Raw genomic sequence first — 20,181 nt, 5'->3', positions numbered from 1 at the left:
TTCAGTGTGGCCATTGCGCTGATAGGCCGTCCAGCGGTGTGGTGCGAGGTGAGCTTGGTCGCCACGGATACCCACGGGTGGGAGAGTACGGCGGCCGGTCGGCCCCGTCGGCCCTTGCCGTGATCCGACGTCATCGCAAGACCTGGCGCCTCGTCGGATCGCAAGGTGCGACTGCGATACGAGTCGGCGGCGGCCAAACCCGATGCAGCGTTGCTACTTCACATCTTTGGCCAGGACGGCGACGGCGACCCTGCCCACCACTGTCGTCAGTACGTAGTTGGTCGAGCTACTGAAAGCGACGCCTACACCGGCGGGTATCGCCTTGGCCATCGCCTTCTGGGTGAAGGTGATCGACACCCGCTTGAACAGCTGCTTGATCGTGATCAAGGCCGGCCCTCGCAGGTACTGATAGACCATCTTCTCGGCGATCTTCATGACCGCGGCCTTGCCGCCCTTTGACGCCATCTGCTCCACCGAACCGGCCAACGCGAGCACGAAAGCCAGGTGCTTCTTGTCCTCATCGCTCAGCTCGGTCTCGTACACCTCGACCAGGCACATGCACATGTCGATCTGGAGCTTGAGGGCCGCCGCGAGATCGGTGATACCGCCGCCCAGGACTGCGACCGCCGTCCCGACCCCTGGAATCACACTCGGGGCTGCGGTGACCGCGCCGGCGACTGCCGAAAGTTTGGAGTACCGGCCGACTATCCTGGCCGCGATCCGGCGCTTGTCTTCCAGGCTCTCGGGCTTCCGCTTGAACTTGTCCTCGAAAGTCGCGCGATACCCGTCTACGAGCTCGGCGGCCGCCCCCGGCGTAATGGCGATCATCTCGACGGCCTTCTGAAGTCGAGACTCTTCGAGCTCGTCCCCCGTGTGGCTCACAGTTTCCCTCTCGATCCGTTGCGCCTCACGAAGAGGGCAACTCGCACTGCACACAGTCTGGTAGGCCGAAATCCAGTGGCATGAACAACCGATTCCAGAGCCCCGACTTTCACGAGTTCGACCTCGCGGCGAGCCGAGCGAGACACAGCCGCGGCCGGGGCCCTTGCCATATCGTCGAGGAGCGTTGCGCCGCTCTGGCAGGTCGCCCCGGCCGGCACTTCCGGCCGGGGCGTACCCATCAGACGTCGTCGTCCAGGCCCTCCTCGCGGCGGATCATCCGCCAGGCGGCCTTGCGGGCGCTGCGGTCCAGACTGGACTTGAAGCCCTTGTCGGGGCCGAAGTACTGACGTCCCATCCCCGCAATGGTGTCGATATGGTCGGCCATCTTGTCCGCGAAGACGTTGTCGAAAACGAGGCCGAAATTGTCCTCGTCATTCACGACGGCCGCCGCCCGCACCTTCGGGTCGGCCTTGGCTTCCTCGAACGGCCGAATCACGTCCTGCTCGGTGAACTCGGTGCCGAAGCGCTCGTTGAACTTGTCGATCAACTGCGAGAGCAGCGACTTCTCCGCTTCCTTGGCACCGCCCGAGCCGTCGCCGAAGCCCTGCATCGTCGTCGGCCCCTCAGCGGTGAGGGACACGTCGTACTCGCCGGTCTTCTCCACCCGCATGTGGCTGAGATCGACCTCGCCTACGTCCACGCCGCCGTCCGCCCGGCGCGGCAGCCGGTTGAGGAGGTAGCGGCCATAGAGATGCAGCCGCTCCAACTCGGCGTCCCGGTAAGGGACGATCTGCGCGAGGAAGCCGTACTTCCTGACGTAGTCGTTGAGGTCGGCACGGAAGCCCTCCGCAGTCTCCTGCTCGTCCGTGTCCCCGCTTTCGAGTCGAACGGTGAAGCGGGCGACGGCGGGGGCAAGCAGCCGGTACAGCTCGGCGTGCAGCTTCTCCCACCTGGACTGCGAGCCCGCGGCCTTCTCCTTGGCGGCGAAGTACGCGGCGGCGAACTCGTCCATCTCCTGCCCGGACAGGATCTCCGCCCGCATGACCCGACTCTGCGCGGTGTAGAGCAGGTTGGGGTCGGAGGGGAGGGTGTTCGCCTCCTCGAAGTAGGGGCGAAAGGCGTCCTGGATGTCGTTGGCGTCGTTGACGAAGTCCAGGACTGCCAGGTCCGCCTGGGTCTTGCGCTCGGCGGTCCGGTTCAGCCGGGACAGGGTCTGGACGGCGGAGATGCCGGTCAGTGACTTGTTGACGTACATCGTCGTCAGCAGCGGCTGGTCGAAGCCGGTCTGGTACTTCTCCGCCACGACCAGGATGCGGTACTCGCGCCGGCCCGCACCGCCGGCCCGGGCGGCCTTGTCGTCGGCACGCGTGTACGCGAACGCTTTCGGGAGCGCGCTCTCCGACAGCCCGCCGTTCTCCTTCGGCTCGGTGGTCTCCTCGCCGTCGACGGTGAGCGAGCCGGAGAACGCGACGAGGACGCCGAGGTCGGGGTACTTGGTGTCGTAGTCCCGGTCCTTGATGTAGCTCTTGATCGCACGCGCCATCTGCACGGCGGACTGGCGCGAGGCGGTTACCACCATGGATTTGGCCCGCCCGCCGAGACGGCCCCGGCTGTGCGTCACGAAGTGCTCCACGATCACCTGGGCGTGCTGGGCGACCGTCGAGTCGTGGGTCAGCACGTACCGGGCGAGCAGGCTGTTCGCCTTCGACGGGTCGACCTCCCGCTCGTCGGGGTTCTTGTTCACCAGCTTCCAGTACGTGTTGTACGTGACGTAGTTCCGCAGCGGGTCGAGGATGAAGCCCTCCTCGATCGCCTGCCGCATGGAATAGGTGTGGAAGGGCCGGTAGACGGCTTTGCCCTCAATGTCCTGGAGCGTGCCGAAGAGTTCGAGGGTCTTGGCCTTCGGCGTGGCGGTGAACGCGAAGTAGGAGAGGTTCGCGGCGCGGGAACGCTCCGCGGCCCTCTTCTTGAGTTGCTCGTCGAGGGTTGCGGCGGCCGGGGCCTCGACCGTGGTCGCGCCCGCGTCGTCCGAGTCGGAGTCCAGGCCGAGGTCGCGCAGGGCCGACCGTACGGCGGTGGCGGCGTCGCCGGACTGCGATGAGTGCGCCTCGTCCACGATGATCGCGAAGCGGCTGCCCTGGATCTCCATCGGGTTGCGCTGGAGGTAGTCCAGCAGCGCCGGGAAGGAGTGCAGGGTGACGGTGACGATCTTCCCGGTGTCGCGGGAGAGGGCCTTGGCGAGCTGTTCGCCCTTCGCCCCGTGCTTCTCGTCGATCTTCACGACGAGGCCTGCCGTCTGCTCGAAATTGCCGACTGTTTCCCGGAGTTGCGCGTCCAGGTTGCGGCGGTCGGTGATGACGATGACCTTGTCGAAGACCGGCACTCCCGGCTTGAGGCCCTTGGCGATGGCCTCGGGGTCGAGCTCGCGGGGGTCGGTGGGGGTGTGCAGGTCGCTGAGGCGGTGCGCGAGCCAGCCGATGGTGTTCGACTTGCCCGAACCGGCCGAGGCCATGACCAGGTAGTCGTGGCCCGCACCGTGTGTTGCGGCGTGCGCGGTGAGCCTCTTGACCGCGTCCCACTGCTGGAATCGGGGGAAGACCATCGTCTTCGTGGTGCCGCCGCCGGGCGTCTTGCTCTTGTGCAGGTGCACGAACCGCTGAAGCAGGTCCAGCCAGTTGTCCGGCTGCCACACCTGCTCCCAGAGGTACGAGGTCGCGTACGTTCCGTAGGCGGTGGGGGCCGGGTTACCGGCCCCGCCGGGCCGGCCGGGGCCGTTGGATCCGGTGTTGAACGGCAGGAAGCGGGTGTTCTTGCCCTTGAGCCGGGTGGTGACGAAGACCAGGTCCGGGTCGACGGCGAAGTTCGCGACGACGCGGCGCGTGAAGATCAGCTCGGTGGGGTCGCGGTCAATGCGGTACTGCTCCTTGGCCTGCTCCACCCCCTGCTTGGTCAGCGGGTTCTTCAACTCGGCCGTGGCGACGGGGATTCCGTTGAGGAACAGGGTGAGGTCGAGCCGGTTGCCCCAGTCGGCCTGCTTGGTCGCGTACTCGAGTTCGCGGACGACGGTGAGGCAATTGGCCCGGTAGCCGTCGAGCACGGAGTCGTGGGCGACGAGGTTGGGCTTGAAGTAGGCGACACGGAGGAGGACCCCTCGGTCCTTGACGCCGTTGCGGAGGACGTCGAGGAGCCCGTTGGTGGCGATGGCCTGGTCAAGGCGGGCGGCGAACCCGCGCTGAGCCTCGTTCGGGTCACCGCCGTAGACGGCGAGCAGCTCACTCCACTCGTCGGGCTGGGTCGCCCCGATGAAGGTGAACAACTCGTTCGTGTCCAGGCCGAGATCGGCCCGGTAGTCCCGCGGGCGCGCTTCGCGCCAGCCGCGTGCGACCATGGCGCCGACGATGGCTTCACCGAAGGCGGACTCCGTATGGATGGGGCTCATGACTAGGCAGTGACTCCGTCCGTTACGTTGCGCCCGCTCGCGGTGGAGACGTCGAACTGACCGGTTACGGCGGCGGTGATAAGGGCTTGGCGGCGCTCATCCGCTAGCCTCCGAAATCTTAGGAACGCGTCTGTAACCTGTCGAGCCCTTACCATGTGGGAATCGAGCTTGCGCACCACTGTGTCTTGTTCAGCACGCGATGGAAGGTAGATCGGGAAGGATTTTAGTGAGTCATTGTTGATGATGCGAATACGCGAATACTGTGCCCATTCCCGAATTTCCTGCTCAGCAGCCCAAAGTTGCCAAGCCATAAACTTTCCATTCACCCCGACCGCAGGGGTGATGGCTGTGAGCTGCTGATTTCCGGTTGCGACATGGCCCAGGTAAGCAACCTTGCCTAGGGATTCACCGATGCCAGTGATGACCACGCTGCCGAAGGGGAAAATGGGGGCGCCATTTCGACGAGTAGCCTTCTCGGCAGTTGCGATGGACATCCAGGAATCAATAGCGGCAGGCGTGTACCAAGGAACGTCACCTTCCGATACGCCCCCATCCGGCAGATCATACAGATTTTCGGGCGTGCTTCCAGTCTGAGTAGAAATGATGGCGCGTCTCAGCTGAATCAAGCTTTCAGTCGCGCAGCCGCCCCCCCTAATTTGGGGACGGCCGGTCAAGCCGACTGCTTCAGCCGCGAGACCCTCGCTAATCAATGATGACTGCTTACTTCGGAGGCGCACAAGCTGATCAATACGGTCGGTCTCGGCGTCGAGGAAGTCGGCGATGCGGCGCTGCTCCTCCAGCGAGGGAAGGGGAACCCTGAGCTGCTCAATATCCGGCATGTAAATGGTTTTATGCGTTGATCCCGTGGCGACGCGCGTCAAGTCTGGAGCCATGCCTCTGAGCGCGTGCAGCAAGAATCGCGGCTCCAAGCGTGGTCCGCAAGTCCAGGTTGCAAAGTCCTGACTTGTCGCCATGTCGGTACCCATGATGGCTGAAAATCCGACTGAGGCCGTACGAGAAAGGATGACAGTTCCTGCCGGATGCTTAACAGCAGCAGAGTGGGCGAGGCCAATTGGGCTGATCTTTTCCTTGGTTTCGGAGATAAAGCTGATGTTCCCTCTCCTGAGTTGCCAAACGTCAGCCAAGGTGATCCAAGGAACCGTACAGTTTTCCCAGTATTCAGGAACACTTCGGCTCGGCGTGTGACCAGATCCGAGACGAGCGACAAGGCGGATTGGTACTGTCGGCCAACGGGACTGCGCGAGCCACGGAGCAATATTCGTGTCCGTCATGCCGTAACCTCCCCCAACAGCACCTGAATCTCTGCCTCCAGCGACTTCAGCTCCGCGTCGATCTCTGCCAGCGGCCTCGGTGGCTTGTACACGTAGAAGTGCCGCGTGAAGGGGATCTCGTAGCCGATCTTGGTCTTCGTGTGGTCGATCCAGGCATCCGGAACGTGCGGCAGCACCTCGCGCTTGAGGTAGTCCTCGACATCCTCGCCGAGCGGCACGTTCTCGTAGTCCCGCAGCTCCGCATCCGGCTCCGGCTCGCCTTTGACCTTCTGGACGTCGCCCTCCGGGTCCCGGACACCGATCGTCCCCCGTACCGCCTTCACGAACGGCGCTCCCGACGGCCACATCAGGCCAGCCACGACCACCGCGTCCTTGAGGGCCATGAACGCCTCGGACTTCGTCGCCCAGGACGAGCCGAGCAGGGTACGCACCGCCGCCACGAACTCCTCGCTCCGCTCCAGCTTGGCCACCGGCTTGGCCTCCGCGAGCGCGGACAGGGTCTCCTCCGTGACCTCGAAGCGGAGCTTCAGCGGCCGCTCGACGGTGATGCGCTGGTAGCCGAAGTCCTCGTTGGCGAAGACCTTAACCTTGCCGTACAGCGGGTGCTCGGGGTCCTTGGCGACCTGGAGGGCCTCCGCGTACAGCCGGGTGATGTCGCCGATGTGGTCGGGGCGGCCGTTCGTCCCGTCGCCCAGCTCCTTGCGCTTGTCACCGAGCGACTTGCGCATCTTCACCCACTGGTCACGCGCGTCGAGCAGGACGACCTTGCCCTTGTGGTCGGCGTCCTTGCGGTTGGTGAGGATCCAGAAATACGTCGAGATGCCGGTGTTGTAGAAGAGCTGATCCGGAAGGGCGACGATGGCCTCCAGCCAGTCGTTCTCCAGGATCCAGCGGCGAATCTTGGACTCGCCGGAATCAGCCGCACCGGTGAAGAGCGGGGAGCCGTTGAAGACGATGGCGATGCGGGAGCCGCCGCCACCGTTCACGTCCACCGGCTTCATCTTCGAGATCATGTGCTGGAGAAAGAGCAGCGAGCCATCGTTGATGCGCGGCAGGCCCGCGCCGAACCGACCGGCGTCGCCCAATGAGCTGTGCTCGTACTCGACCTCCTCCCTGACCTTCTTCCACTCCACGCCGAACGGCGGGTTGGCCAGGATGTAGTCGAACTTGCGGCGGGCGTGGCCGTCGTCGGAGAAGGAGTTGCCGAAGCGGATGTTCTCCGGGTCCTGGCCCTTGATCATGAGGTCGGACCGGCAGATCGCCCAGGACTCGGGGTTGAGCTCCTGCCCGTACACCTCGACCGTCGCGTCCGGGTTGAGGGCCTTGATGCGGTCGTCGGCGGCGCTGAGCATGCCGCCCGTGCCGCAGGCCGGGTCCATGACCGTGCGGACGACACCCGGCAGGCTGAGGGCGTCCGCGTCGGGCGCCACCAGCAGGTTGACCATCAGCTTGATGACCTCGCGCGGGGTGAAGTGCTCACCCGCCGTCTCGTTCGACTGCTCGGCGAAGCGACGGATCAACTCCTCGAAGATGTAGCCCATGTTGTGGTTGGAAACGACATCGGGGTGCAGATCGAGGTCGGTGAACCTGCCGATGACCTGGTAAAGCAGGTTCGCGCCGTCGAGCTTTTTGACCTGCCGGCCGAACTCGTACTTGTCGAGGACCTCACGGGCGTTGTCGGAGAAGGCCCCGACGTAGATCTGCAGATTCTTCGCGGCGTTCTGCGGGTCGGCTGCGATCTTGCGCAGCGTGAGGTCGCTCTTGTTGTAGAAGGAGTGGCCCGAGGCCCTGCGCAGGAAGTGGCCGGTGTCGATGTCCTGGTCCGCGAACCTTGCGACGGTCTCGACGACCTTCTCGCGCGTCGGCTCCAGAACGCATTCCAGGCGGCGCAGCACGGTGAACGGCAGGATGACCTTGCCGTAGTCGGACTGCTTGTAATCGCCGCGCAGAAGATCGGCGACGGACCAGGCGTGGTTCGCCAGCTCCGTGTGCTTGCTGCTGTTCAAGAGGTCCCGGCTTCCTTCCGAAGAGCGCCGTCCGGGCGGGGGACGGCAGGGATCCAGTGTGGTCGTGTGCGATGGGGCGCGTGGGGCGTTTCAGGCGGAACCACTGTCCGGCGCGTCGGGGGTCTTCGGGGAGTCCGAGGTGCCTGGGGAATCCGCCGGCAGCAGCACGCCGGCGGTCAGGCCGGTAGTGAGGGTGGCCGCGGTGTCGGCGGCGAGGTCGGCGGTTCGGCGGACGGCCGCGCGCAGTTCGTGCACGCGGCGGAAGGCCTCCCCATAGCGCCGCTGTTCCTCCAAGGGCAACAGCGGTACGCGCAGGCGGCCCGGTGTGACGTGCACGAGGCTGCTGCCGGTCGACGCGGCGGCGATGTTGTCCTCGGCGCCGAGGAACCCGGCCAGGAACCACGGGTCGAGGCGGGCGGGGTCGGGGCGCAGGAGGTGGATGTGCTGACCGAGCAGGGCTCCGGCGTCCCGGTCGTCCGCCACCCGGGTCATCGTGGCCGTGTCGCCGCCCGCGACGGCGCGTACGAGGACGTCCCCGGCGGCGACGGTTTGCGCGGCGTCCGTGTGGATGTCAGCAGCCGTGCCGGACGGCGGACTTCCGGCCGCGATGTCGCGGGCGGCGAGGACCGGCCGCTCCGCGGTGGGGGTGCCGGAGCCCTTGGAACCTCGTGTGCCGGACGGCACCGCCCGCAGCACGGTCAGGGCTCCGCCGCGTGCCAGGTCGGAGACGGTCGCCGTACGCCATTCGCGGGCCGAGGCCCCGGACGGCCGCCACCCGCCGGAGGCAGCGGAGGCCGCCAGCGCGGTGACCTCCTCGGCCAGTTGGTCGTGCAGGTCGTCAACGCGGCGGGCCAGGGCGGCCGGGTCGATGTCGCCTGCGGTCGCCCGGACATGGCGGGCCGGGGTGACGTCGACGACTTCGTCGAGGAGGTCGACGAGCGGCACCGCGCGGGCGACTCCGGGCTCGTCGGCGTAGGTGTCGGGCGCGGTGGTGAACGCGGCCCATTGGCCGAGGACCCGGTCGGTCAGCCCCACCCAGTCGAAAGAGGCGGCGGAAGTGGAAGAGGGCGAGCCGGACCGGCGGGAGCGTGAGCCGCCACGGGTGCCGGCGTCGACCGTGGCCGTGTCGGTGGCGGACGCCGTGTCCGGGGCGCCGTCCCGCTGCTCGCCCTCTCCGTCGACGAACAGCACCGTCGTGCGGTCCGTACCACCCGGCTCGGGGCGTTGGAACACCCAGATCTGCAGACCGATGTGGAGCGGATACGCGGCACCCGCCGGAAGCGAGACGACGGCGCGTAGGGCCCCGCCGCGGATGAGTTCCGCGCGGACGCGGCGGCCGGAGGAGCGGAAGGCAACCCCGGGTGGCAGCAGCATGACCGTGTAGCCGCCGGGCCCCAGGTGCGCGAGGGCGTGTTGTACCCATGCCAGTTCGGACTCGAAGCGCGGCGGGACCCCGTACGCCCACCTTGGGTCGTAGGCCAGCTCGTCGTGCCCCCAGTCCCGGTCGGCGAACGGCGGGTTGCACAGGACGGCGTCCACGGTGACGTCGGAAAAGGCGTCGTCGCGCAGGCTGTCGCCGACGCGAATCACCGTCTCGGCGTCGGGTGCGGCGAGCAGCAGCCGGACTGCGGTGCGCCGGCCCTGGACGGGGAGCGAGTCCTGCGCGAACAGCTCCCTCGCGCCCCGCCGTGCGGCGGCAGCCAGGAGCGTGCCGCTGCCGCAGGCGGGGTCCAGGACGCGGGACGCGCCGGCGGGCAGGAGCCGTGCCATGAGCAGGGCCAAACCCTCCGGGGTCTGGTAAACGCCGCCGGCGGCGCCCTCGTCCAGCTCGCGCTCGGCGAGGACGTCGACGGCGGCCTGTGCCCCCGCCTCACGGACGCAATCCAGCAGCGCGCGGACCGCGCCCACGTCGTCCGGACCATAGCGGACCGGCTCGGTCTCGGGCACGGTGGCCGGAAGCTCGCCCACGAACTTCTCCGCTCGGGCGATCAACTGGTCGCCGGGCACGGCGGCGAGTTCGGCCAGTTCCTCCGGTGTGCGGCGGGACGCGGCTACCACCAGCGGGAACAGTCGCGCGGCCACTCCCGAGCCGGGTCCCAGCAGTCGGAGCGCCGTACGCAGTTGCTCGGTCGGCGAGGCGGTGGAGGTGTGCCCGCGTCCCCGCAGCCATGTCTGGACGGCCGGCAGGTCGTAGAGCGGGCTGGTTTCCGTGCCTGCGCTGGGAGCCGGGAAGTCGTCGTGGCGGCGGCGCCAGTTGCTGACGGTGGCGCGCGTGACCCCTGCGATACGGGAGATCTCGGCGGCCGTCACATGCGCTGAGGGTGCCGTTCGGGCTGATGGCTGCTGGGGCATGGCGTGGGTTTCCGCTCCTCTCAGGCCGATCGCCAAGGAATGGCTAACACACTACAACGGCCGTCAAGTTCATCAAGCCGTTTGACGGAGCTTTCAGCTCTATGCTTACCTATCCATGATTCCGGGTGCAAGCATGAAGCGAGGCCCGCGCCCACGCCGGATCTGTTCCGCACCGAAGTCGCCACCCACCGCGCACACGCTTCTGTCGGGGTGCGCCCCCACCGCCACCCCGACCCGAACGCCGAGGGCGCCATCCACCAACCGCGTGCCGGTGTCCGCCCCATCCTCCGAACCAGCGCCCGGCCCCGGGAGACAACCCATGACCATCACGGAACAGTCCCAGCGGAACGCGGACGAACCCCCCGATCCCGCTCGGCCGAACCTCGCCGACCCACCCCTGCCAGTGGCCGATCTGGTGCGAACCCGTCTGGGCGAGGCAGCACTCACCGAGCCCGTGAAGGCGCTTGTGAAGCAGGCACTGGACGAGAGCGAGACCCGTGAAACCTCCCCGGGCGGCCGGATATACCTCGAGTCCGTCGCCATCGCCCGGTTCCGCGGCATCGGGCCGCGCGCCTTCCTCAAGCTCAGCCCCCGCCCCGGTGTGAACCTGGTCGTGGGGCGCAACGGCTCCGGCAAGTCCAGCATCGCCGAGGGCATCGAGACGGCCTTTACCGGCGTGAACATGCGGTGGCAGGGGCAGCTCACGGTGCGCGGCAGCAACTGGCGCAACCTCCACGACGCCGACGGCAGGCCGGAGATCGAGGTCAGGCTCGCCATCGAGGGCGACACCGGCCGCAGCACGCTCACCCGCACCTGGGAGGGCGACGGCTTCGGCGAATCCCGGGCCGAGCTCAGGCGGCCCGGCCACGGCCGCGTACCCCTCGAACAGGTGAATTGGAAGCAGGCCCTGGGGGACTTCCGGCCCTTCCTTTCATACGTGGATCTCGACCGCATGATCGGTGGCAAGCCCTCCGAGATGTACGACTCCATTGCCACCGTCCTCGGCTTGGGGCAGCTCGGCGCAGCCGCCGGCCGGCTTCGCCAAGAGGCCAGAGCGCTCGAGGAGATGGAGAAAGCGGTGAAGGCGGAGCTGTCCGGCCTCAAGGAGGAGCTGTACGAGTTGGAGGACGACGACCGCGCGGTCCAGGCACTCGTCGCCGTCGATACGGCGGGAACACCCGACTTCGCGACCGTCGAAGCCCTGGTCGCCGATCTGCCCACCGACACGGACGATGGCCTGCTCGCCGCGCTGCTCGCCGAGGCCGACGTTCAGGGACCCGAGATGACGCAGGTCCGCACGGCCGTGGACCGCCTGCGCAATGCCCTCGCCGATGTCGAGGATCTGCGCGTCACAGGGGTCGAGGACGCTCTGTGGCACGCGGAAATTCTCGAACGGGGTGTGGCGCACAACGACCGCCACCCCGACGTGGCCTCCTGCCCCGTATGTGGAACCGACGGAATGCTGGACGAGACATGGGCCGCGGACGCCATCACCCGGATCGCCACACTGCGACGAGAGGCAGAGGCAGCCGCGGCCGCGCGCAGCGAACTTCGGTCGGCCGCACGGGCCGTGCAGGACCTCGTTCATACGCCTCGGTGGATTCCCACCGCCCTCACCGACCCGTGGTGCGCCTGGACCGCTTGCCGGACGATCACCGATCCCGGCGAACTCGCCCGCCGCGCTCACGGGGCCGCCGCGAGCCTGGCCGATGCCTGAGCTGCGCTCAAGGAGAACGCCATCGCGGAGCTGGAAAGGCGCGACGGTCGCTGGCGCGGGCTCGTCACTCGCCTGGCGGACTGGGCGCGGAGGGCTCGTGCCGTGGCGGCGGACAGGTCTCGGCTACGGGACATCCAGAGGGCGAGCACCTGGATCAGGGCGCTGGCCGCGGAGTTGAGGGAACAGCGTATGGAAGGCTTCGCCAACCAGTCGCAGCGGATCTGGGAGTGGCTCCGCCAGGAGAGCAACATCGATCTCAAGGCCGTGAATCTGAAGGGCAGCGAAAAGGCCACTGTCCGCAAGCTCGTCATGGAAGTTACCGTCGACGGTCGGGATGCCTCGGCCCTGAGCGTCATGAGCCAGGGCGAGCAACACTCCCTCGCGCTGTCCCTGCTCCTGCCTCGGGCCGCATCCACCGACAGCCCGTTCGGCTTCCTCGTCATCGACGATCCGGTGCAGTCCATGGACCCGACCAAGGTGCACGGACTCGCCCAAGTGCTGCACGAGATCGGCAGGCACCGGCAGATCGTCGTCTTCACTCACGACCCCCGCCTGCAGAAGGCGTTCACCGATCAGGAGATGCCGGTCACGGTCTTCCAGGTGACGCGTGGCGGGAGGTCCCGCGTGAAGGTCGCCTGCGTCGAAGACCCGATCGCGCAGGCCATCGGCGACGCCCGGGCCATCGCCGCCACCCCGGGCCTTCCCTCGGAGACGTACAGCCATGTCCTGCCCGGCCTGTGCCGCATCGCCCTGGAGAACGCCTTCCTGGAGGCCGCGTGGATCCGCCACCATCGCACCGGCGGATCGGAACACGACCTCCAGGCCGCGATCGACAGCGCGGAAAGGTTTCAGGAGGTCGCGGCCTTCGCCCTCTTCGGCGACGTGAGGCGCGGTAACGACGTCAAGGAGGAGGTGCGCCGCCGCTACGGAAGCTTGGCGTGCTCCCTGATCCAGCGGTGCCAAAAGGGAGCCCATCCCGACGGCACCTCGATCCCCGACCCCCACCGCTTCGTCACGGACGTCGAGAATCTGGCGCAGAAGATCTGCAAGCCGGAGGTGACCGCATGACTCCTCCCTCCGCTTCCGTGGAAGGTCTGCTGTTCACGGCCGACCGCCTCCTCGACGGCGAATTCGCCGACGCCACGACCGCCGGCCGGTACCGTGGCGCCTGCCTCGCACTGCGGACCGGGCTGGAGCTCTGCGTCGACCGAGCGCTGGAAGCCGCGACGCCCGGCCTGTCTCGCACCACGGGGCGGGCCAAGTTGCTCCTCCTGCACTCCGTCGCGTCGACGGAGACGGCCCGACGGGCGAAGTCCCTCTGGTCCCGGCTGAGCCTGGGGTGCCACTACCACCTGTACGAGCTCGGGCCCACGTACGACCAAGTACGGGGTTGGCGAACCGAGGCCGACGACCTCATCCGAGAACTGATCCACTGACTGTTCGTCGCCGTTCGGTTTCTGATAGTTGTTTCAGCGGGGTACGGGCACATGCCCGTGGCGGTGTCCCCCGGCACCGCAGGGAGGACGCACATGAGCACCACCACTCGGGACGAGATCCTCGCCGGCGAGCAGCGGGCGGTGGACCACGCGTACGACTGCTACACCACGAAACTGGCCGAACTGAGCGGCACTTCGGCCGCCACCGCCTCGGCGAGCGGCAAGGACGGGATCGCCAACCGGGCCGAAACCACGGCGCGGGCCGAGGCGTACGGAGGGCTCGGTGCCGAAGCCCTGGTCTTCGCCCGCGTCGATGCGCCGGAGGACCCGGGGGGAGAGCCCCGGCCGTGGTACATCGGGCGGCGCGGCGTGCACGACGCCTCGCACGAGCCGGTGGTCCTGCTGTGGACCAGCCCCCTGGCGAAGAAGTGGATCGAGACCCGGCCCGAGAAGCCGGACGAGGTGGTCCTGCGCCGGCAGCTCCGCTGTGTGCAGCGGGTCGTCGAGGGCTACTTCGACGAGATCGTCCTGCCGACACCCGTTCCCGTTCCCTCGGCCGTACCGACACCCGAGCCCGTCGCCGTACCGGAGCCCCGCCGGGCCGCCGACGACGATACGGCGGATGCGGCCCCCACTCCGGTACGTACTCCGGCCCCCACTCCGGGGGACGTCGTGCCACAGCGGCGGCGGAAGGGGCTCCAGCCGGACGACTTCCTCCTGCGCGAACTCCAGAGGTCGCGCGGCGCCCGGATGCGGGACATCGTCGAGACCATTCGCCGCGACCAGATGGAGCTGGTCACGGGTTCGCCGTCGGACATCCTCGTCGTGCAGGGCGGTCCCGGTACCGGCAAGTCGGCGGTCGGTCTCCACCGGGTGACCTGGCTCGTCAACAACGAGCACTTCAAGGCCCGGGACATCCTCGTCATCGGCCCCCACCAGCGGTTCCTCGACTACGTCGGCCAGGTCCTCCCCACCCTCGGCACCCGGGACGTCAACGCAGTCCAGCTGGACCGGTTGTGGGAGGGCGAGATCCTCGGCGCCGACCCGCCGAAGGCGCGCGTCGTGAAGTCGGACGACCGCATGGCAGCCGTGCTGCGGCGTCGCGTCGAAAGCGACTACCGCCCCGAGGCTCTCGACGGCCTCACCGTCGATCCCTCCTTCGAGGGTGACGAGCCCGCGATCGTCGTCACCGCCGGCAGCACGACCCTTCGCGTGCCGAAGTCCGAAGTCCTCGCCCTCCTCGACCGGGCCCACGCCGGTGACGGGCCGTTCCGGAATCGGCGCGATCGTTTCCGGGGCCTCTTCGTCGACCGGCTCCTGCAGGAGCTCGCCGACATCGCGCCGCGCCGTGGGCAGGCCGGCACGATTCGCCGCGACTTGGAGCGCAACCGTCGGGTCGAGCGCCTCGTCGAACGCGTCTGGCCGTCTCCCGGCCCCCGAGAGGCCCTACGCAGCCTCTACGACTCGTCCGACCTCCTGCGGGACTGCGCCGACGGCATCCTCGACGAGCACGAGCGGGCGGTCCTGCTGCGAGCCCGTGCCGCCGGCGCCGGCGCCGAACCGTGGACCCTCGACGACCATGTCTGCCTCGAAGAGCTCCGCGTGCTGATCAGCGGCGACACCCCACCGCGATACGGCCACATCGTCGTCGACGAGGCCCAGGACCTCACCCCCATGCAGGCCCGCTCCCTGCGGCGGCGCTGTGCCGTGGGCGGCTCCATGACCGTTCTGGGCGACCTCGCGCAGGCGACCGGTGCCCACATCCCGACGAGCTGGGATCTGCTCGGCGCGCTCCTCTCCGACCACGGCGACTGGAGCGTGGCCCAACTCACCACAAGCTACCGTGTCCCCGCCGAAATCATGGAGTTCGTCGCCCCGCTCGCACACGCGATCGCTCCGACCCTGCCCTACCCCCAGGCCGTCCGGGAGGCGGGAGCGGACGCCGTACGCACCGTGGCGACCGAACCCTGGAAACTGCTCGACGACACCGTCGCCCACGTGGCCCGGCTCGTCGACACCAGCGATGGCAGCACCCCCCGCTCCGTGGCCGTCATCGTTCCCGACGACTCGGACTGGCTGGAGGCGATCAGCCGCGGGATCGACGAGGGCGACGCCGTCGGCGAGCAGCATCGCGAGGCCGTGTCCGTACTGGCCGCCGCCCAGGCCAAGGGAATGGAGTACGACCACGTCCTGGTCGTCGAGCCCGCCACCATCGCCGGGCGCGGCCCCGCAGGCCTGCGCCAGTTGTACGTAGCCCTCACCCGCAGCACCCAGAGCCTCACAGTCCTGCACACCGCCCCACTGCCAACGGCGCTCACCGCCTCTGCGGATGCGGATGGCATCGAACCCTCGACATCAGACACCCGACCGGCGGGCGCGGCGGAAAGTCTTCCCCGGATCGGCAGCGATGTCCGGGTCCAGGTCGTGGGCCCCATCTCCGGCGGGCGGTACAAGGTCAGGCCGCTGTCCCCGGTGATCGGTCGGCCGCTCGTGCTCACCGTACGGCAGGGCTCGGTTCCCCCACGCCGGGGTGACGAGCTGGACTGCTGGGTGTTCGCGAACGACACGAGCCAGACGGTGCTCACCGCCGAACAGCGTGGCCGGTCGCCCGTCTCGGAACGAATGGCGGGGCGCTACATCGCGGCGCTGAACGTGCTGGGAGAGCTGACCGGCAGCGACGGCGACGTTCCCGAGGCCCGCAACCGCCTCTCCGAGCTCCAGGGCATGGCCAACCGCATCCTTCGCCGGGACCAGGCCGACTGGGTCGACGTGCTGCACCTGTTCGGTGATCCGGGCAGAGAACGACTCGAAGTTCTTCGCGACCTCGCCGCCACGACCAACCGTGCGCTCAAGGAGGGCACCTTCGACGCGGGTCGGCTCGCGGAAGGGCTGGACGCTTCCGGCTGGGCCGGGCCCCTCGCCGAAGCACGGCGAGAGCTTCGGGAGCGCTTCGACACGGCGACGACGCCGAACTCCGACGACGCGCTCCCCGTCGCCCCGACACAACCCGAGCAGAAGGAAGACGCACACATGACCACCGCGGACGCCACCGCCTCAACACCGGCCGCGACCACAAAGGATGGTTTCCTCCGCGCGCTCGAAGCGGCTGCCCGGGCCGACCGTACCTGCAGGAAGCACGAGGCGGTCCGCCATGCCCTGAAGGCGACACTTCTCTGGGCGGACCTCCAGCCGGCCGACTCCCCGGTCGTCGACGTCAGCTGCGCCACCCGGCACGGTCTCTTCCTCTACGAGGCCCTGGGCGCAGGCGGCTCCACCTACGCAGACCTGCGATCGGGCGCGACCCGCCTGCTCGAGATCAACCACACGCTGCCCACGCCGGCGGATGGTCTCTACCTCGTCCTCCCCGAACCACCCGTCGAGGACTGGTCCGTGGAAACGGTGCGTGACGTCTTCCGCGTCAACGTCATCTGGCGCAGCCCGACCGGCTGGGGCGGCGAGAACGCGGACACCGCCTTTGGCTCCTCCGGGGTGAGTAATCACCAATAGTCGTCGATCAGTTCCCTCTTTCGCCCGCGGAAGCAGGCGAAGCAGGCGCCGGTGATGCCGCGTGGTTTGGGAGTGAAGGCGAACAGTTCTGACGCCCCGTCTGTCCGACCTCGGACCCTCCCCCCTGGACGAGGCCAACGTCATCCTCCTTCACCACGACGACGCCCACGACATACTCTCGCCGCGCGCCAGCGAAGCGGACCTCCACGTCGCAAAGCAACGCGGCGGCCCGACAGGAACCGTAGGGATCGCCTCTCAAGGTCAATACTCACGACTGATGCCCCTGGCCCCGATTGAACCGGATGCCACACACAGCCACACCTACCCGGGCCTTGGGCACCTCGCCGTACCTCGTGCCAACGTGTAAGGCGCTCTGCACTTCCCCCGTTGTGCGGGAGGTGGTGATCAGCTGCCCGCTCAGTCACGAGCACCCACATACCGGCGCAGACCCGCCGACGCGATGTCGCACCGCGTCGGGGCCGCGTTGCGGATGTCGATCCCCCTCGATGCAACCGGTCGGGATGAGCGAAAACACCGACGCCATCCTACCTCGACGCATATGATCCGATCATGAATACGCTGGCATACCTGGGTGAAACCGCAAATCTTCGACTCCTGGAAGAGGAAATCCGCGAAGACCCTCGGCTCGCGGACCACTGCACCGTCACCCTGATCGAAAAAACCGATGACGCCGCTTCACTCCACCATGGGCAAATTGTTGAGATCGCAATCAGCATCGCTGCCGGGGTGGCAACAAATGGAATTTACGACCTGGTTCGAACCCTTGTAAATCGCGCTCGCGACCGCGGGCCCATCCAACCGATCGAGCCCACCAATCCAAATGACGAAGAGCAGGAGCAGGAGCGTTGAATCATCGCAGTCCTTCAGTAGCCAATCCAAGGCCTGTTCTACACAGCACCATGGGTGCCCAGTTACACCTGCGGAGCCAGCTTCTCTTCCTGGAACGCCCACGAGACAACCCTCACGATCTCCTGGCATCCGTCATGTCGTGGAACTTGCGTCACACGCATGAGACAAGCCACTGGGTGCGCTTTCAGGGTTCCACGATCGGAATCCTGCTGAACTTGTTGAGAAGCACGAGGGACTCCCTGGCCGACTATGCCCTCAGGAGCATGGACACGAGAGATTTATCCGCGCTGGAAAACTTTCGATCTCGCGGGCAGCGGCTTTTTAGCAGGAACTCACGGGAATCCCGCATGTTCGGACCCGCAGTGGCCGAACACGCTCGACTGTGGCTCGTTCTGCACCGTACCTATGCACTCATCCTGGGCACGGAGCCTCTCTACTGGCGCGACATGGATACCGCCCGGGAGCAGGCTTCGATTTCTTTGGCGCTGGACACGGTCTGGGGCCAGTGGCAAGGCCAAGGGATGCTGACGCGAAAACCCGATGACTTCACACGCATGCACGGCTTCGGGCCGCTACTGGGGGGAGATGAGCCCATCACAACCCTGCTGCTATTTGAGTGCGCAGGGCTACTCGATGAACATTACCACTTCCGTGGGCCATATCCGCGGATGATGGATCGCAGCCTCTCCAGAATGTGGGAAATCAACCTGCGGGGCGAATATGGCGCGCCATATCGTCTTGCCGAGAAACTAGCGGGCAGGAGACTTTCACACTCCGACGTACTGGCCCTCATCGACTTCGCCCTAAATCCACCCCTTCCTGGCCTGCATTCCGACCTCGATACCATCGACTGGCGCGAACTCTACCCCCCATACCGCTTCATGTTCGCAGCTATAACTCTTCGGGAGCGCCGGACATATGAGCACTCCGAGCAAGAATCGGTCCGTCCGACGCCGCAACAGGTCACCGACTTCTTCAGCGCGATCACCCGTCACACTGACATACGCGTAGGTTCAATCGACTCCAATCTCTCTGCAGACTCCACTCTGCGCGATACGGCGAGCCCCGGGCGGCACTTTGCAGAAAGAATCGCGAGAATGACACTTCTCTTCTCCTCGCTACTCAACCGTGAGCGCGTCAGAGATGTCAGGTCCATCAGCCACTTCGGCTCTCTGATGGTCGACCCTGACGGCGTTCGCCTATTGGATTCCGAAGCCGACGACCATCCTTGGTGGTTTTTCGCCCCCCTTCGCGTCGTTGACAGTGGGGTGCTGGCGTGGCCGAAAAGCAAGCTCACGATGGATGAAGCCACAGACCTTTTCATCGGAGCCGCTATTGCTTCGGCATATGACGATATCGTGAGCGGAGTCGGGCCCCTTGAGCTCGACCATTTGCCCGCACAGACGTTCATGGATCCGGATGAAACCGAGGCCTTGAATTCCGTCATCAAGCAATTCTTGGGATTGAACATCGGATGGCCTACGCAGCGATGAAGGGACTCCCCGCACTCGTACACGCCTCGTTCTCGACGGGGATCCGCGCCAAGCGCCGTCGCGGTGCTTTCGTCCACGGCTAGTGCCGCGCCCGGCAACGTTTGCCCCGTCGCGGTGTTCGGTGCGGTGCATCGGCGTGCCGCCGGAACGTTCTCGTACTGGAGTACTCGGACGTTTCGGCGGGGCGGCGAGGTGCCGTGCCGGGCGCCGCGACGGGGTGAACGTTGCCGGGCGCGGCACTAGGTTTCCACCGCCCAGACTTGAGCGGCATCCCGCCCAAACTGCCGCGCTCTGAGAGGTCCTAACAAATGGCGGGTTTGACGTGACTGCCGGCTCCTTGGGTCGTTGATTCGGTTGTGCGCCGAGGTGAGTCGCGTCCGTGGATCGTTTCGGACGAACTGTGGTCCCTGATCGAGCCGTTGCTGGCCCGCCTCAAAGCTGACACCCGGGCGTCCTCAGGTGCCGGATCGGCGGGCACTGTGCGGGATCCCTTTCGTCCTGCGCACCGGGATCCAGTGGGAGTTCCTGCCGCAGGAGTTGGGCCTCGGGTCAGGAATGACGTGTTGGCGGCGTCTCGCGGCGTGAAACGAGGCCGGGGTGTGGGATCGGCTCCACGCAATCCTTCTCGCGAGGCCGCGAAACAGCTCGACTGGTCGCGGGCGGTGATCGACTCCAGTCACGTCCGGGCCGCTCGGCGGGGCCCGAAAGCGGCCCGAGCACGATCGGGCAGCAAGCGCCATGTCCTGGTCGAAAAGCGAGGGATCCCGCTCGCACTGTCCCTGACCAGCGGGAACCGCAACGACGTCACCGAACTTCCGCCCCTGTTCGCCAAGGTCCCCCCGTCTGCGGACGGGTGGGACGTCCACGACATCGGCGCGACATCCTCTTCGGTGACTGCGGCTACGACCAAGACAAATACCGTCGCCTCATGTGGGCGCGCGGTGTCAAACCGATGATCGCCCGACGCGGGCATCCCCACGGATCCGGTCTGGGACAAGTCCGTTGGGTCGTGGAACGCACCCTTTCGTGGCTCCATGGCTTCCGCTGTCTCCGTATCCGGTGGAAACGACGTGACGACATCCACGAAGCCTTCATGGCCCGCCGCCTGCCTCATCACCCATCGGTTCGTTGAGCGCCTTTTGTTGGGACCGCTGAAAGCGCCCACGGATGGATGTCCGCCATGGGCG

The 20,181-nt window shown here is 67.0% G+C and carries 11 protein-coding genes and 1 pseudogene; 7 read left to right on the top strand and 5 right to left on the bottom strand.

Features of this window, described 5'->3' with window-relative positions:
• Positions 1-213: 213 nt before the first annotated feature.
• From ACFZBU_RS04190 to ACFZBU_RS04170, 5 genes are all read right to left on the bottom strand, one after another.
• Positions 214-828 (bottom strand): hypothetical protein, encoded by a 615-nt coding sequence (locus tag ACFZBU_RS04190; protein ID WP_391581933.1) that lies wholly within the window; start codon positions 826-828, stop codon positions 214-216.
• Positions 829-1,120: 292 nt separating this feature from the next.
• Positions 1,121-4,321, bottom strand: a complete 3,201-nt coding sequence (locus ACFZBU_RS04185; protein WP_391581932.1) for a type I restriction endonuclease subunit R — start codon at positions 4,319-4,321, stop codon at positions 1,121-1,123.
• A gap of 2 nt (positions 4,322-4,323) precedes the next feature.
• Positions 4,324-5,613 (bottom strand): restriction endonuclease subunit S, encoded by a 1,290-nt coding sequence (locus ACFZBU_RS04180; protein WP_391581931.1) that lies wholly within the window; start codon positions 5,611-5,613, stop codon positions 4,324-4,326.
• Positions 5,610-7,619, bottom strand: a complete 2,010-nt coding sequence (locus tag ACFZBU_RS04175) for an N-6 DNA methylase (RefSeq protein WP_391581930.1) — start codon at positions 7,617-7,619, stop codon at positions 5,610-5,612. Before ACFZBU_RS04175 ends, ACFZBU_RS04180 begins: the two co-directional genes overlap by 4 nt.
• Positions 7,620-7,709: 90 nt before the next feature.
• Positions 7,710-9,929: an N-6 DNA methylase gene (locus ACFZBU_RS04170; RefSeq protein ID WP_391581929.1), complete on the bottom strand. Its 2,220-nt coding sequence runs from the start codon at positions 9,927-9,929 to the stop codon at positions 7,710-7,712.
• Positions 9,930-10,374: 445 nt separating this feature from the next.
• On the opposite strand from ACFZBU_RS04170, the gene ACFZBU_RS04165 reads away from it, so the two are divergent.
• From ACFZBU_RS04165 to ACFZBU_RS04135, 7 genes and pseudogenes are all read left to right on the top strand, one after another.
• On the top strand, positions 10,375-11,688 hold the full coding sequence (locus ACFZBU_RS04165; RefSeq protein ID WP_391581928.1) for an AAA family ATPase: 1,314 nt from the start codon (positions 10,375-10,377) through the stop codon (positions 11,686-11,688).
• A 102-nt stretch (positions 11,689-11,790) separates the two neighbouring features.
• Complete coding sequence (locus tag ACFZBU_RS04160) at positions 11,791-12,756, top strand: AAA family ATPase (RefSeq protein WP_391581927.1); 966 nt, start codon at positions 11,791-11,793, stop codon at positions 12,754-12,756.
• On the top strand, positions 12,753-13,124 hold the full coding sequence (locus ACFZBU_RS04155; RefSeq protein ID WP_391581926.1) for a hypothetical protein: 372 nt from the start codon (positions 12,753-12,755) through the stop codon (positions 13,122-13,124). The genes ACFZBU_RS04160 and ACFZBU_RS04155 overlap by 4 nt, the downstream gene beginning before the upstream one ends.
• Positions 13,125-13,217: 93 nt before the next feature.
• Positions 13,218-16,631, top strand: a complete 3,414-nt coding sequence (locus ACFZBU_RS04150) for a HelD family protein (RefSeq protein WP_391581925.1) — start codon at positions 13,218-13,220, stop codon at positions 16,629-16,631.
• 570 nt (positions 16,632-17,201) lie between these two features.
• Positions 17,202-17,501, top strand: a complete 300-nt coding sequence (locus tag ACFZBU_RS04145; RefSeq protein ID WP_391581924.1) for a hypothetical protein — start codon at positions 17,202-17,204, stop codon at positions 17,499-17,501.
• Between the two features lie 347 nt (positions 17,502-17,848).
• Positions 17,849-18,994, top strand: coding sequence for a hypothetical protein (locus ACFZBU_RS04140; protein ID WP_391581923.1), 1,146 nt, complete (start codon positions 17,849-17,851; stop codon positions 18,992-18,994).
• A 383-nt stretch (positions 18,995-19,377) separates the two neighbouring features.
• Positions 19,378-20,090: pseudogene (locus ACFZBU_RS04135) on the top strand (IS5 family transposase); the annotation flags it as partial.
• Positions 20,091-20,181 lie beyond the last annotated feature (91 nt).

It is taken from the genome of Embleya sp. NPDC008237 (genome assembly GCF_042956465.1).
Classification (GTDB): domain Bacteria; phylum Actinomycetota; class Actinomycetes; order Streptomycetales; family Streptomycetaceae; genus Embleya.
The sequence above is the reverse complement of the archived record's forward strand: the minus strand, read 5'-3'. Positions and strand labels throughout refer to the sequence as shown.

Coding starts and splice junctions, on each gene's coding strand:
- ACFZBU_RS04190 (WP_391581933.1), bottom strand. CDS start 828: ATGATCGCCATTACGCCGGGGGCGGCCGCCGAGCTCGTAGACGGGTAT.
- ACFZBU_RS04185 (WP_391581932.1), bottom strand. CDS start 4,321: ATGAGCCCCATCCATACGGAGTCCGCCTTCGGTGAAGCCATCGTCGGC.
- ACFZBU_RS04140 (WP_391581923.1), top strand. CDS start 17,849: ATGTTCGGACCCGCAGTGGCCGAACACGCTCGACTGTGGCTCGTTCTG.
- ACFZBU_RS04155 (WP_391581926.1), top strand. CDS start 12,753: ATGACTCCTCCCTCCGCTTCCGTGGAAGGTCTGCTGTTCACGGCCGAC.
- ACFZBU_RS04180 (WP_391581931.1), bottom strand. CDS start 5,613: ATGACGGACACGAATATTGCTCCGTGGCTCGCGCAGTCCCGTTGGCCG.
- ACFZBU_RS04150 (WP_391581925.1), top strand. CDS start 13,218: ATGAGCACCACCACTCGGGACGAGATCCTCGCCGGCGAGCAGCGGGCG.
- ACFZBU_RS04145 (WP_391581924.1), top strand. CDS start 17,202: ATGAATACGCTGGCATACCTGGGTGAAACCGCAAATCTTCGACTCCTG.